A 14,538-nucleotide genomic window follows, 5' to 3' on the forward strand; every position below is an offset into this window, starting at 1 on the left:
ACCTCCCCCACCTTTCCAATTTGATTACATTATTAAATTAAAGAGTTGCAAACTTCAACAATGTACGAACCATGTTGCAAGTAAAGCCCCATTCGTTGTCATACCAAGCAACAGTCTTAACTAATTGAGTATCACCATTAGTTGTTACTTCAGTTTGAGTTGGGTCAAATACTGAACCATGATCGTCATCGATGATATCAGTAGAAACGATTTCGTCTTCGTTCCAGCCGTATGCATCGTTGTTAAGTGTATGCTTCTTCATAGCACTGTTGATTTCATCAGCAGTAACCTTCTTGTCCAATACAGAAACAAGTTCAGTCAAAGAACCGTCAACAACAGCAACACGTTGTGCATGTCCTTGTAACTTACCCTTTAATTCAGGGATAACCAAACCGATAGCCTTTGCGGCACCAGTTGAGTGAGGAATCGTGTTAATGCTTGCAGTACGGTTGTTACGCATCTTTTTGCCTCGAGGGCCATCAAGAATTTGTTGAGTAGCAGTGAAGGCATGAATAGTCGTCATTGTACCAGCTTTAATTCCGAAGTCTTCGTTCAAGAAGTATGCCATAGGTGCTAAACAGTTAGTGGTACATGAGCCAGCAGAAACGATCTTGTCGCCTGCTTCAAGTGTATCCAAGTTAACACCAGCAACAACTGTACGAACATCGCCAGCAGGTGCTGAAACTAGTACACGCTTTACGCCAGCGTCAAGGTGAGCTTGTGACTTTTCTTCTGAAGTGTAGAAACCAGTACATTCAAGAACAAAATCAACGCCATCATTCTTAACCCAAGGAATGTTCTGTGCCTTTGGTTCAGCATATACAGGATATTCCTTTCCATCAACAACAATACCCTTGTCCGTTGATGAAACTTCGCCTGGGAAACGACCATGTGTTGAATCATACTTTAATAAGTAAGCCAACATTGATGGGGTTGTCAAGTCGTTAATTGCAACGACTTCAATTTCGTCAGAGTGTAGTTGGTGGATTCGCTTGAATGCTAAACGGCCAATCCGTCCAAAACCATTAATACCAATTTTTACAGTCATACTAAGATTTCCTCCTTAGGAAGTTAGAAAATATTATTTTTAAAAAGTAACACAAATGATATAGTATCACTTTTTTAAAATCGTGTCAGCAGCTCCTTCATCCGTGATTAACCACGTCTGTTTCGGAGCAATTTTTGCATATGCCTGAATTGCCGCGGCTTTTTGGGGGCCACCAGCAACAGCAAGTACAAAATCCATTTCGGCAAGATCCTCAAGTTGAAGACCAATTCTTGGTAACTTATAAACTATTTGACCACTTTTATCAAAAAAGTACCCAAAAGCCTCTCCAACCGCTTGCCTTTTTTTCAGCGTTTCAATTAGCTCAGGCGACATTTGTCGCCGTTTGGCCATTTGAATTGCTTCACCAATACCATGAATTACAATGTTACTGGACTTAATAAGTTTCATCACATCTCTTATGCCCGGATCCAATCTCAAAGAGTCAATTGCTTCCTGACTAATTGATTCAGGTATAAATAGTGAATGATATTGACTACCCGTTTGTTCCGCCATTTTAGCGCTAATGGTGTTCGCCTGCAGTGCAGGTGCTTCACCAATTCCACCACGAGCCGGGACAAAAGTTAGTTCCCGATTTCGAGCCAAAGCCGGGGTTAAACACTCAGCAACGCTGACCATTGTCGACCCACCCATAACCGAAACAACGGACGGTCCTAACGGCAACTCATCTTGCAACAAGTCGCTTGCGGCCTTTCCCATCGCTGAAAGCACTTCTGGCTGAGTATCTGCATTACCAGATACTATCAAGCACCGTGCAATTCCAAGACAGGATCTTAATTGCTCTGCTCTGTGTTTTCGACCCAACAACAAATCAATTGTTCCTTTTAACTTAGCCAGTACTTGTATGCCCTCGGAAGTTGTTTGCATCCCAATCTTATCGATTGAAATCAGATTGAACTCCTTGAGTAATTCGGTTTCGGTTCTCATGACTCGCTCAGTCACACGCATTTTTGTCGCTAGCGTTCTTCTACCGATGGGTTGAAAGCGACTGATTGCATCTAAAAATCGGTACCGGTTGATTAATTTATCCTGCATATCCGGGACAATCTTATTAAGCCACTGCCATTCTTCTTGCAAAGTTGTCAACTCCTCTAGTGGGACACAAAACGACCGTCCACGTCCTGAGGCGACCCATCATACCCAAAAAAATAAGGCAATGCCTTGTACCGTGGTGCTAATTCAACTTAGCATCCACACATTATATTAATCCAGATGCCCTATTTCGTCAATCACTTGTACTTAATTAATCGACTGGAGACTTCTTGAATTTTTATCCAGAATCAGTTATAGTTATTAAGGTATTTGAAACTATGCGCCCGTAGTGTAATGGATCGCACGTAAGATTCCGGTTCTTGAAATGAGGGTTCGATTCCCCCCGGGCGCATTACGTTTATTACTTATCTAAATTGATTCATATTCTGCATTGTGGAGTCGGGAAAATATTCCGACTCTTTTTTAAACTTCTCTTTTATCCTTCAACTGCACTTTGCAGATAATTATGGCAATCCTTTGACTTTTAATGCTCAAATCAGCCATAATATAACAGATGCAAGGTTCAGTTCATTTTGTTTGACCTTAATTGACCTTAGCGTTAAACTACTTTTATTAGTTAATAAGACTAATTTTTACATGCTTATAAGGAGGCAACACAACTATGAATTTAGTCCCAACAGTTATCGAGCAATCGTCACGTGGCGAACGTGCTTATGATATTTACTCAAGACTTCTCAAGGATCGAATCATTATGTTATCAGGTCCAATCGAAGATGATATGGCAAATTCAATTATTTCCCAGTTACTCTTCTTGGATGCACAAGATTCAGAAAAAGACATCTATCTTTACATCAATTCCCCTGGTGGTGTTGTAACATCAGGACTTGCCATCTACGATACAATGAATTTCGTACAGGCTGATGTTCAGACCATCGTCATGGGTATGGCTGCTTCAATGGCTAGTGTGCTTGCTACTTCTGGTGCCAAGGGCAAACGTTTTGCATTGCCTCATTCAGAAATTTTGATTCATCAACCTTCTGGTGGCGCACAAGGGCAACAGACTGAAATTGAAATTGTTGCTGAAGAAATCCTGAAGACTAGAAAATTAATCAACAAGATTTTAGCTGACAACACTGGTCAGTCACTTGAAACCATTAACAAAGATACTGAGCGTGATCATTACTTAACCGCACAGGAATCTGTTGAATATGGTTTAATTGATAGTATTATGACGAGTAGCAAGGATCGTAAATAATAATCATTAGGTCGATCATTAAGTGATCGGCTTTTTTTGAGGTGATAGATATGGATATTAGCAAAATTGATGTAACTAAAGTCAATTCCGCCAATAGTATCGTTATTGGTAATCCCAACACCACCAAAACCGTGGTTGAGTATCTTAATCTGCGCTGCCCTTGGAGCAAGTTGTGGTTTCAAAAGAATGATAGTGTTTTGGCCACGGCCGTTTCATCTGGCAAGGTTAACCGGCATATCAAGCTCCTCAATAAGTTTAAAGAGCCATTAAAAAAAGGAAATATTGTCCATCAATACATTCCAAGCGATCCATTAATGGCCTATCTTTTAATAAAATCTGTTTTTGATAATCAAGAACAGTGGAAGAGCCTCGATGATGCCGAAATTCCTTACTATTTAGAATCGGAGCTACACCTCCACCACCAGCAGAATGCTAAGATGCTAGCCAATATTGTGACGGAAGCAGAAGAAACGCATGTCCAATTCGTTCCCTCTATTGTTGTTGGGCACCATGTTTTTGATGAGTCTATTTCACCTGAAAATTTATCAAAATTATTAAACTAAAAAGCAGGATCAACTGAAGTTCATTCAGTTGGTCCTACTTTTTATGCACTAATTTCATGTTGCCGTAAGTCATCTGCAAATTCAGTAATCTTCTTTAATCGATGATTAATGCCTGATTTAGAAATAACCCCGCTCGGAATTAAGTTGGCTAATTCCTTTAAACTAACTTCTTTATGAGTTAATCGAATTTCAGCAACTTCCCGTAATTTAGGAGGTAATTGATCTAATCCAACTGTTGCTTCAATAAATCTGATGTTTTCAATCTGTTGACTTGACGCGTTAGCAACTTTATCCATATTGGCGTTTTCACAGTTCACTAACCGATTTACTGAGTTTCGCATATCCCGCATAATTCGAATATCTTCAAACTTTAGCATCGATTGTGTGGCCCCAATCAACGAAAGAAAGTCAGCAATTCTTTCGCCCTCTTTTAGATAGGTAATATAGCCGCTACGCCGATTAGTGATTCGGGCATTCAAACCATACCGATTCATCATTTCCATAATCATCTGATTATGTTCCTCGTATAATGAATAGATTTCCAAATGATAACGGGAAGTTTCAGGATTATTGACTGATCCCCCCGCCAAAAAAGCACCCCGTAAATAAGATCTGACTTGCGCGTCGTTTTTCAAAAGGTCACTGGGCACCTTTTCAGCAATTTGTGTCCCATCAAAAATTGATAAGTCCTCAAGAACTTCCTGATTCCCAGTTTTCACTCGGACAATGTATAAGTTATTCTTTTTCAACTTCATCTTTTTTCGAACGATGAGCTCACTTTCTAGCTCATAAAATTGTTTCAATAGCTGATAAATCCGCCTTGAAATGGCCGGATTTTCAGTTTGGATATTCAAAACAAATGCATGATTTTGCAAAGTTAATGAGCCATTCATCCGAATTAAAGCCATTAACTCTGCTTTTGCATTCTCTCTGTGAACTGACAATGTCGTCAGTTCCTTTTTAACTTCACTTGCATAAGACATTTTGTCACCTCCAGGCACTATCTCGCCAACTGGGTTGCCCCAATAAATTTACTAATTCTGCAGTAACCTGGTCTCCATTATGGAATGCACCATTGTCCCGTAATTCCAAAAAGTCATCAGAAATAACGCGACATCCCTGTTCCTTTAGCCCTTTGAAATCATGGGTTACCTCTTTAGACATTTCATTCCAACGCTGATAATCAATATATTCATCTGGAACCTTTTTGGTGTTAACAAGAACCGTATCTACAAATCTATCGTGTAAATGTTCATGCAACACCCGAATATGGTCCGCATCAGAAAAGTTTTCAGTTTCGCCCTTTTGGGTCATAATATTGCAAATATAAACAACCTCGGCCTGCGTTTTCTTAACGGCATCGCCTACATTACTGATCATTAGGTTAGGTAAAATACTGGTAAACAAGCTACCTGGGCCAAGTACAATCTGGTCAGCATCCATAATGGCATCAATAACTGGTTGCACAGCTTCTGGCTGCTTGTCCTTGTGTAATCGTGAGGATACCCATACCCGTTTGATAAGTTTATGAGCCGCTGAAATTTCCGATTCTCCCGTAATAGTGGTGTCGTCAGCAAATTCAGCATTTAGCTCCAATGGCTCATCTGCAGCCGGATAAATATGTCCATCCACTTTCATCATGCTAGAAAGTTCTTGAACGGCATCAAAAATACCATTTTTCATTTCAGATAGCGCCGCAATAATTAAATTACCAATCGCGTGACCTGCGAAAAATTGGTCCTTACTGTTAAATCGATATTGAAAAATATCAAGATAGAGTTGTGGCAATTTAGATAGCGCAGCCATGACGTTCCGAATATCTCCAGGTGGGACAACGTTCACATAGTTGCGAATGACGCCAGAAGAACCACCATCATCTGCCACCGTCACGATTGCCGTAATATCAACATCCTGATCCCGCAAACTTTTTAAAATAACTGGTAGTCCTGTTCCACCACCGATAACGACTATTTTTGGTCGGTGCCACTTATTTCCATTTAACATTAATGCTTGGCACCTCCTTGGCTTTTTTCGACATCTCGATGGGATGTATGAACTGGATATTTGTCTCCCAGTGCCTCAGATAGTCGTTCAACCAACGCAACTGACCGATGTTGACCACCTGTACAACCTATGGCGACCGTTAAACTTGTTTTTCCTTCTTTTTTATAGCCTGGCATCATAAATGATAATAATCCTAAGAAACGCTCATAAAATTCAGTCGTCTCCGGCTGTGCCATCACGTAATCGTATACCGGCTTATCCTGACCCGTTTTACTGCGTAGTTCTGGAATATAGTATGGATTCGGTAAAAATCGAACATCCATCACGATATCCGCATCAATTGGAACCCCGTATTTAAATCCAAATGACATCATTTCAATGTGAAATGGTGTATCAACATTTGCTTCAAAACTACGGAAAATTTCTTCACGTAGTTCCTTAGGTGCAAGATTACTGGTATCAATCACAAATTGAGCTGATTGCCGAACTTGTGCTAATAAATCACGTTCTTTTTTGATTCCCTCAAGTACTCTTCCATTTCGGGCAAGTGGGTGAGCTCTTCTTGTTTCCTTATATCGAGAAACTAGCTCTTCATCAGAAGCGTCCAAGAAAATGATTTTTGCACCATTATCTTGTGACAAATTCCCTAGCGTTTCAATGACATCCTTATAAAAGGCTCTGGATCTCAAATCAATCGCAAGTGCAACCTTGCTAAGCTTCCCTGATTCCTTAACTAACTCAAGAAACTTTGGTAAAAGCGAAGGCGGCATGTTATCAATACAAAAGAAACCTAAGTCTTCTAGTGAACGCATCGCAACCGTTTTACCGGCGCCACTCATTCCCGTAATAATTACTAATTGAAATTCTTTAGTCATAGTCAGTCTCCAATGTACCCAAAATGATGACAGCTAAAAATTCATACTATAACACTATAACATACCTGGTGTTTCATTTACAGCTAGCCCTTTCCAAACTAAAAGCCATAGTTAGTTAATTCTAACTATGGCTTTTATATTAACGTCTAGCAAACGCCAGAACAATTGCATTTATTCCAAAAATAACTAAATAACAAACGACTAAAATGTTAATTGAGAAAAAGGCAATCCAGGGATGAACGAAAAGCAAGATACCTGCAATTAAGCCTAAGACATCAAGTATGAGCGATAACCAGAAGAAATGGCTTCTAAGCTGACGTACATGGCTCACGACGATTAATCGTTCAATCGAGTCGAAGATAAACCAAATTCCAAATAGGTAACCCAACGTCACGATTGCACTTTGATAATCGAACAAAAAGATTAGTCCAATAATAATATCTAAAACGGCGAATACAAGTGCAACAACTGCTCGGCCATTCACGTAATCTCTCAACTTAGAGTAGCCAGCAAATGTCGTTAACCCACTTAGGATCGCCATAATTGCCATCAAAAGTGCAATTGCAATGGCGCTAACCTTTGGTGCCGTAAACAATCCAAACGCAACAACGATAAAGAGTATTCCAGTAATGAGCTCGTGCCAATCAAATCCCCAAGCTCTTCTATTCATGTTAAACAAACGCGTTTCCCCCTCTTCCGGGTAATATTTTATATGAAACTGGTTTCATAATACTGGTTTTTACTAATTTTCACAAGTTTTCGCCCAATTGACGCTAATTAACCAAAAAAAAATGACGGCTAATTCGCCATCATTTGAGTCTTACTGATTTTCAATTGTTCGCTTCGTATCTCTTTCAAGCACAGGCTTTAAATATTGACCTGTATAACTTTCCTTAACTTTGGAAATGTCTTCAGGCGTTCCAGTAGCGACAATTTGTCCGCCACCTTCACCGCCTTCAGGTCCTAAATCTATCAAATAATCCGCAGATTTAACGACATCCAAATTATGTTCGATAATAAGAATTGTATTCCCATTGTCGACGAGGCGTTGTAGAACAACCAATAGGCGCTTAATGTCATCCATGTGTAAGCCAGTCGTTGGTTCATCCAAAATATAGAAGTTCTTCCCATCGGCCTTCTTTTGTAGCTCGGCAGCTAATTTCATTCGTTGTGCTTCACCACCAGAAAGCGTTGTGGCTGGTTGGCCCATCTTAACGTAACCTAATCCAACGTCTACAATCGTCTGCAATTTACGACTAATTTTAGGAATAGCGCTAAAGAAATCAAGTGCTTCCGTTACCGTCATATCCAAAACTTCCGCAATATTTTTCCCTTTGTAGTCTACTTCCAATGTCTCGGAATTATATCGACTACCATGGCAAACTTCACATGGAACATAAACATCAGGTAGAAAGTTCATTTCAATTTTAAGAATTCCGTCTCCATGACACGCTTCACAACGGCCACCCTTGATGTTAAAGCTAAATCGGCCCTTTTGGTAACCTCGTAGCTTGGCTTCGTTTGTTTGCGCAAACAGCCCCCGAATATCATCAAAGACGCCCGTGTACGTTGCTGGATTACTTCTCGGCGTTCTCCCAATTGGGCTCTGATCAATATTAACAATTTTCTCAATATTCTTATAACCCGTGATTGTCTTATACTTCCCAGGCTTTTCAGAATTATGATTTAATTTTTGCGCCAATGCCCGTTTCAAAACAGAATTCACAAGTGTCGATTTTCCTGATCCAGATACGCCAGTAACCCCGATAAATTTACCTAGTGGAAAGTCTACCGTAATATTCTTGAGATTATTTTCAGAAACACCGGTCAGTTTAATTTTTTTGCCGTTCCCTTTTCGACGCTCTAGTGGAACGGGAATAAATTTCTTACCAGCTAGATATTGCCCAGTCAATGATTTTTTGACTTTCTCGACCTGTTTAGGTGTCCCAGCAGCCATCACTTCACCACCGTTTTCACCCGCACCGGGTCCAATATCAATTAGATAGTCCGCGGCAAGCATCGTGTCTTCATCATGTTCAACAACGACTAATGTATTCCCAAGATCGCACATTTTCTTAAGTGAACTAATTAACCGGTCGTTATCGCGCTGATGAAGACCAATTGAAGGTTCATCTAGAATATAAAGGACCCCAGACAGGTTTGATCCAATTTGAGTCGCCAAACGAATTCGTTGCGCTTCTCCACCTGATAGTGTTCTTGCTGAACGACTCAAAGTCAGGTAACTTAATCCAACATTTTCCAGAAAAACGAGTCGATCCCGAATTTCCTTTAAAATTGGCTTTGCGACAACTGAGTCCTGTTCACCAAAGGATAAATCATCAAAGTAGGATAACTCTTTACCAATCGCCAAATTTGATACTTCCGCGATATGCTTTCCATTCACCTTAACGCTTAAAGCTTGCGCATTTAACCGAAATCCATGACAAGTTTGACAAGTTAATTCACGCATGTATGACTGCATTTGATTTCGAGTGAAATCTGAACTAGTTGAGTGGTACCGACGATTAACGTTATTAATCACACCTTCAAATGGTGCTTCCGTATCTTTTACGCCACCAAAGTCACTTTGTAGATGAAAATGGAATACTTTTCCCTTCGAACCATACAAAGCAAACTCTCGATCTGATTCACTCAATTTCTTCCATGGTGTATTCATGTCGACGCCAAACTGTTCGCAAGCCTGTTCTAACATTTCCGGATAGTATTGTGAACTAGTTGGATTCCAGGGTGCAAGAGCTCCCTCACTTAACGTTTTCGTATCATCGGGTACAACAAGATCCTCATCAACTTCAAGCTTAATACCTAAACCATCACAATCGGGACATGCGCCAAATGGGGCATTAAATGAAAAGAGCCGTGGCTCCAATTCACCAACTGTAAATCCACACACCGGACAAGCATAATGTTCGGAAAAGAGAATTGGATCGCCATCAATTAAATCCGCCACTGCGTAACCGTCACTCATTCTTAATGCTGCCTCGAATGAATCAAACAGCCGCGAGCGAACGTTCGTTTTGACAACAATTCGGTCCACAACGACGTCGATTGAATGTGCCTTGTTTTTCTCCAAATCGATATCATTATCAATGTCGCGAACATCCCCATCAATTCTAACTCGAACAAATCCTTCACGCTTAATGCGCTCTAGGACTTTTTTGTGCTGACCTTTCTTTTGTCGCACAATGGGGGCTAAAATTTGAACTTTTGTACGCTCTGGCAACTGCAAAACTCGATCAACCATTTGTTCAACCGATTGACTTGAAATTTCAGTTCCATCGTTCGGACAAATTGGTTTACCAACTCGCGCCCACAATAAACGCAAGTAATCATTGATTTCGGTAACGGTTCCCACCGTTGACCGTGGATTCTTAGAAGTCGTTTTTTGATCAATCGAGATTGCTGGTGATAGGCCATCAATTGAATCAACATCTGGCTTATCCATTTGTCCCAAGAATTGTCGCGCATATGCCGAAAGACTTTGAACGTATCGTCGCTGACCCTCAGCATATAGCGTATCGAAAGCAAGTGAACTCTTTCCCGATCCAGACAACCCAGTCATGACGACCAACTTATTCTTAGGAACCGTCACATCAATATTCTTTAGATTATGAGAACGCGCTCCGTGAATGACAATTTCATCATTTGCCAATTATTATTCCTCCTACATTTACCGCTAGCATTTTACTGCTGTGCTTTTAGTTCCAGAATTGTGTCACGTAAATTTGCAGCATTTTCGAAATCTAAAGCCTTAGCTGCTTTTCGCATTTGACCCTCTAGCTGTGCTAACATTGCGTCTTGTTGTTTTTTCGTCATTTCTTCAAAATCAGTTTCGAGGAAATCATCCTTCTCCCCTGATTTGTCATTTGGTTTAGTAACCGAAATAAGTTCACGAATGTCCTTCTTGATGGTCTTGGGGGTAATGTGATGTTCCTCGTTATACTTTTCTTGAATTGTACGTCGTCGAACCGTTTCATCAATCGCCCGTTGCATCGAATCCGTCACTGAATCGGCATACATAATAACTTTACCGTGTTCATTTCTTGCAGCCCGCCCCATCGTTTGAATCAAGGAACGTTCATTACGAAGGAACCCTTCCTTATCAGCATCAAGAATTGTGACTAATGAAACTTCAGGCACGTCAATTCCCTCTCGTAGTAAATTAATTCCAACGAGGACGTCATACTTACCAAGTCGCAGATCACGAATAATTTCAGTTCGCTCTAAGGTCTTAATATCACTATGCAAATAGGCAACCTTAATCCCTAAGTCCTTCAAATAATCAGTTAAATCTTCCGCCATTTTTTTAGTCAAAGTGGTGACAAGAACTCGCTCGTCAGCATCCATTCGCTTATGAATTTCACCAACTAAATCATCCATTTGACCCATAATTGGCCGGACTTCAACTTTAGGATCAAGCAACCCCGTTGGTCGAATAATTTGCTCCACCACATCAGTTGTTCGGTCTTCTTCATAAGGGCCAGGAGTTGCTGACATATAAACAATCTGATTCACGTGAGTTTCAAACTCCTCACGCGTCAGTGGTCGGTTATCTAACGCACTTGGCAGTCTAAATCCGTAATCAATCAGTTGTTGCTTACGAGAACGATCACCCTTATACATCCCACCAATTTGGGGCATTGTCACGTGAGACTCATCAACCACAATTAAAAAGTCGTCAGGGAAAAAGTCCAGTAGTGTGTAAGGTGGTTCACCCGGTTTTCGACCATCCATGAATCTTGAATAATTTTCAACCCCGTTGGTATAACCCATTTCCTTGAGCATTTCAATATCATAGGTTGTCCGTTGCTTCAGACGTTCCGCCTCAAGTAATTTACCCTCTTTTTCAAAATAGGCAAGCCGATCCTTTAGCTCTGCTTCAATTCCCTCAATTGCTCGTCCCATCGTATCCTCATTCGTCATAAAATGAGTGGCCGGGAAAATGACAACGTGATCTCTATCACCGACAACTTCGCCGGTTAAAGAATCAACCTCACGAATTCTGTCGATTTCGTCACCAAAAAATTCAACTCTTAAGGCTCGTTCATCCCTCGAAGCTGGAAAAATTTCGACAACATCCCCATGAACTCGAAAACGTCCACGTTGAAAATCGATATCGTTTCGATCAAATTGGATATCAACCAATTTACGCATCAAATCGTTTCGTTCAATCTGTTGACCCACACGTAGCGAAACGGCGTGATTCTTATATTCAGTGGGATCTCCTAATCCAAAAATCGAGGAAACAGATGCGACAACGATAACATCGTTTCGTTCTAGCAACGAACTAGTTGCGGAATGTCGTAGTTTATCAATCTCATCATTAATCGATGAGTCTTTTTCAATATAAGTATCACTCGAAGGAACGTAGGCTTCTGGTTGGTAATAGTCGTAATAACTCACAAAATATTCCACCGCATTATCTGGAAAAAATTCCTTGAATTCACCATAAAGCTGTCCTGCTAGCGTCTTATTATGCGATAAAACCAAAGTGGGTTTATTGACGTTCTTGATAACGTTAGAAATCGTGAAGGTTTTCCCAGTTCCAGTGGCACCCATCAAAATTTGTTCTTTTTTGCCAGTTTTTATTCCGTTTGTTAGTTCAGAAATGGCCGTCGGTTGGTCACCGGTTGGTTGATACTTTGAAACTAAATTAAATTCACGATTATCTTCACGTTCTATCATGTCTAACCTCCATAGTTTTCCACTCAAAAAAAGGAAAGCACTTGCCTCCCTGTTGTTTACCGAATTATTTTACCATACCGAACATAGTTTCGCTACTTATCCCACTTACCGTAAAATACAAAAAAATTGACCTATTAAAGGTCAATTTTTAGTTATTTAACATTCACTTGGGTTTTTAGATTTTCAATAAAATTGAACACACCTTGGCCCGCAATACCGCCCTCACCAACAGCTGTGGTAATCTGACGAAGTTCTTTTTTACGAACGTCACCAATGGCATAAATACCCGGAACCTTGGTTTCCATTTTATCATTGGTTAAAATCCAACCGTCATCATCAGTAATACCTAAATTACGAAATGATTCAGTCATTGGTAGAATGCCAATATAAATGAAAACGCCAGATGCATCAATTACTTTTTCTTCGTTCGTCTGGTTATTAACAACCTTCACGCCGGTAACCTTCATGTCGTCGCCTAAAATTTCCTCTACATTGGTATTCCAAACAAAGTCAATTTTATCGTTGGCAAATGCTCGATCCTGAAGAATTTTCTGTGCGCGCAACTGATCACGACGATGAACAACCGTCACTTTGGAAGCCAGTTTTGCTAAATAGGTTCCCTCTTCAATAGCAGAGTCACCACCACCAACCACGACAACCTCGCGATTTTTGAAAAACGCACCATCACAAACTGCACAGTATGAGACACCACGGCCACCATAAGACTCTTCACCGTCAACGCCCAACTTCTTGTATTCAGAGCCGGTTGCAATCACAATCGCCTTAGCTTGATAGCTATCAGAATCTGTTTTTACAAGCTTATAAGCACCATGATCTTCAATGCTTTCAACCGTACCATAACCATATTCAGCACCAAATTGGGTTGACCCCTCATACATGTTTTGGGATAAATCTGGTCCTAAAATTGATGAGTAACCCGGATAATTTTCAATTTCGGCTGTATTATTCATTTGACCGCCATAAATTCCGCGATCTAACATCAAAACGGACAGGTTTGCTCGTGAAGCATACAAAGCGCTAGTCATGCCGCCTGGTCCAGCACCAATCACGATTACATCGTATTCTTTTGCCAAATTCTCTCCTCCAGTCGTTTATAATAACTAGCCTGTACTTTACTATCGAAAAGTAAGTCTGTCCAATATTTTAACTCAATTTTGATTTAATTATTTTTTTGAATCTTCATTCGTTAATTGTTTGCCAAGCATCTTAATATAGCTACGGAGTTGATCCTTAACTTCTGGATGACGTAATCCATATTCAATATTTGTTTGGAGCCAACCAAATTTATTACCAACATCATGACGATCACCCTTGAACTCGCGCGCAAAGACTCGCTGAGTTGTGTTCAGTAAGTCAATCGCATCCGTCAATTGAACTTCGTTTCCTTTACCTGGTTTCGTATTCTCCAGAGCCTTAAATATTTCTGGGGTAAACAGGTAACGACCAATGATTGCTAAATCTGATGGTGCATCTGCTGGATCTGGTTTTTCAACGAATGAATTAACATTAAACAGACCTGGTTTAACTTCTTCACTTGGATCAATTACGCCATACTTTGCGGTCTCTTCGTGTGGCACCTTCATAACAGCAAGTGTTGATGCACCAGTTTCTTCATATGAATCCATCAATTGCTTCGTTAATGGCACTTTATCCTCCATCATGTCATCACCTAACATAACGACAAATGGTTCATTACCGATAAAGGCCTTTGCTGTTAACACAGCATCCCCTAAGCCACGAGGATGAGATTGTCGAATAAAGTACAAATTGATATCTGTCGTTTCTTGAACGAGTTTAAGCATCTTATCTTTGTGTTTTGCGGTTAAATTGGCCTCAAGCTCTGGGTTTGAGTCAAAATGATCTTCAATTGAGCGTTTACTTTTGCCGCTCACAATGACGATATCTTCAATCCCCGACTTGCGCGCTTCTTCAACGATAAATTGAATCGTGGGTTTATCAACGATTGGTAACATTTCCTTAGCTAAGGCCTTCGTTGCTGGTAAAAATCGGGTCCCCAACCCAGCTGCTGGAATAATCGCTTTTCTAACTTTTTTCATA

The 14,538-nt window shown here is 40.4% G+C and carries 12 protein-coding genes and 1 tRNA gene; 3 read left to right on the forward strand and 10 right to left on the reverse strand.

Annotated elements, in window-relative coordinates; translation table 11 throughout:
- Positions 1 to 37: 37 nt before the first annotated feature.
- Together gap and FD44_RS04225 are read right to left on the reverse strand one after the other, a co-directional pair.
- Positions 38 to 1,048 carry a type I glyceraldehyde-3-phosphate dehydrogenase gene (gene gap / locus FD44_RS04220; RefSeq protein ID WP_010620579.1) on the reverse strand — a complete coding sequence of 337 codons (1,011 nt, stop codon included), beginning with the start codon at positions 1,046 to 1,048 and terminating at the stop codon, positions 38 to 40.
- A 66-nt stretch (positions 1,049 to 1,114) separates the two neighbouring features.
- Entirely contained in the window at positions 1,115 to 2,143 is a 1,029-nt protein-coding gene (locus FD44_RS04225) for a sugar-binding transcriptional regulator (protein ID WP_010620578.1), read from the reverse strand.
- 235 nt (positions 2,144 to 2,378) lie between these two features.
- On the opposite strand from FD44_RS04225, the gene FD44_RS04230 reads away from it, so the two are divergent.
- The 3 genes from FD44_RS04230 (at position 2,379) to FD44_RS04240 (ending at position 3,877) form a co-directional block, all read left to right on the forward strand.
- Positions 2,379 to 2,450: transfer RNA gene (locus tag FD44_RS04230), tRNA-Arg, on the forward strand.
- A 270-nt stretch (positions 2,451 to 2,720) separates the two neighbouring features.
- Positions 2,721 to 3,314, forward strand: coding sequence for an ATP-dependent Clp endopeptidase proteolytic subunit ClpP (clpP, locus tag FD44_RS04235; RefSeq protein WP_010620577.1), 594 nt, complete (start codon positions 2,721 to 2,723; stop codon positions 3,312 to 3,314).
- A 50-nt stretch (positions 3,315 to 3,364) separates the two neighbouring features.
- On the forward strand, positions 3,365 to 3,877 hold the full coding sequence (locus FD44_RS04240; protein WP_010620576.1) for a thioredoxin domain-containing protein: 513 nt from the start codon (positions 3,365 to 3,367) through the stop codon (positions 3,875 to 3,877).
- 41 nt (positions 3,878 to 3,918) lie between these two features.
- On the opposite strand, the gene whiA is transcribed toward FD44_RS04240, so the two are convergent.
- From whiA to galU, 8 genes are all read right to left on the reverse strand, one after another.
- Entirely contained in the window at positions 3,919 to 4,860 is a 942-nt protein-coding gene (gene whiA, locus FD44_RS04245) for a DNA-binding protein WhiA (protein ID WP_010620575.1), read from the reverse strand.
- 4 nt (positions 4,861 to 4,864) lie between these two features.
- Complete coding sequence (locus tag FD44_RS04250; RefSeq protein WP_010620574.1) at positions 4,865 to 5,881, reverse strand: gluconeogenesis factor YvcK family protein; 1,017 nt, start codon at positions 5,879 to 5,881, stop codon at positions 4,865 to 4,867.
- On the reverse strand, positions 5,881 to 6,756 hold the full coding sequence (gene rapZ, locus FD44_RS04255) for an RNase adapter RapZ (protein WP_010620573.1): 876 nt from the start codon (positions 6,754 to 6,756) through the stop codon (positions 5,881 to 5,883). Before rapZ ends, FD44_RS04250 begins: the two co-directional genes overlap by 1 nt.
- Positions 6,757 to 6,895: 139 nt before the next feature.
- A complete protein-coding gene (locus FD44_RS04260) occupies positions 6,896 to 7,426 on the reverse strand; it encodes an HdeD family acid-resistance protein (protein WP_033445286.1) in 531 nt (176 codons plus the stop codon).
- Positions 7,427 to 7,576: 150 nt separating this feature from the next.
- Positions 7,577 to 10,426, reverse strand: a complete 2,850-nt coding sequence (uvrA, locus tag FD44_RS04265; RefSeq protein ID WP_010620571.1) for an excinuclease ABC subunit UvrA — start codon at positions 10,424 to 10,426, stop codon at positions 7,577 to 7,579.
- A 32-nt stretch (positions 10,427 to 10,458) separates the two neighbouring features.
- Positions 10,459 to 12,459 (reverse strand): excinuclease ABC subunit UvrB, encoded by a 2,001-nt coding sequence (uvrB, locus tag FD44_RS04270; protein ID WP_010620570.1) that lies wholly within the window; start codon positions 12,457 to 12,459, stop codon positions 10,459 to 10,461.
- A gap of 152 nt (positions 12,460 to 12,611) precedes the next feature.
- The gene (trxB, locus tag FD44_RS04275) at positions 12,612 to 13,553 is read right to left on the reverse strand and encodes a thioredoxin-disulfide reductase (RefSeq protein WP_010620569.1); all 942 of its coding nucleotides are present in this window, start codon (positions 13,551 to 13,553) and stop codon (positions 12,612 to 12,614) included.
- A 90-nt stretch (positions 13,554 to 13,643) separates the two neighbouring features.
- Positions 13,644 to 14,537: a UTP--glucose-1-phosphate uridylyltransferase GalU gene (galU, locus tag FD44_RS04280; protein WP_010620568.1), complete on the reverse strand. Its 894-nt coding sequence runs from the start codon at positions 14,535 to 14,537 to the stop codon at positions 13,644 to 13,646.
- Position 14,538: the final 1 nt, after the last annotated feature.

Origin of the sequence: Secundilactobacillus malefermentans DSM 5705 = KCTC 3548 (genome assembly GCF_001436395.1) — a bacterium.
GTDB classification, from domain to species: Bacteria; Bacillota; Bacilli; order Lactobacillales; family Lactobacillaceae; genus Secundilactobacillus; species Secundilactobacillus malefermentans.

Bases quoted from the DNA above. Each gene is read 5' to 3' on its own strand.
- gap (WP_010620579.1), bottom strand. From the start codon at position 1,048: ATGACTGTAAAAATTGGTATTAATGGTTTTGGACGGATTGGCCGTTTA.
- clpP (WP_010620577.1), top strand. From the start codon at position 2,721: ATGAATTTAGTCCCAACAGTTATCGAGCAATCGTCACGTGGCGAACGT.
- FD44_RS04240 (WP_010620576.1), top strand. From the start codon at position 3,365: ATGGATATTAGCAAAATTGATGTAACTAAAGTCAATTCCGCCAATAGT.
- whiA (WP_010620575.1), bottom strand. From the start codon at position 4,860: ATGTCTTATGCAAGTGAAGTTAAAAAGGAACTGACGACATTGTCAGTT.
- FD44_RS04250 (WP_010620574.1), bottom strand. From the start codon at position 5,881: ATGTTAAATGGAAATAAGTGGCACCGACCAAAAATAGTCGTTATCGGT.
- rapZ (WP_010620573.1), bottom strand. From the start codon at position 6,756: ATGACTAAAGAATTTCAATTAGTAATTATTACGGGAATGAGTGGCGCC.
- FD44_RS04260 (WP_033445286.1), bottom strand. From the start codon at position 7,426: ATGAATAGAAGAGCTTGGGGATTTGATTGGCACGAGCTCATTACTGGA.
- uvrB (WP_010620570.1), bottom strand. From the start codon at position 12,459: ATGATAGAACGTGAAGATAATCGTGAATTTAATTTAGTTTCAAAGTAT.
- galU (WP_010620568.1), bottom strand. From the start codon at position 14,537: ATGAAAAAAGTTAGAAAAGCGATTATTCCAGCAGCTGGGTTGGGGACC.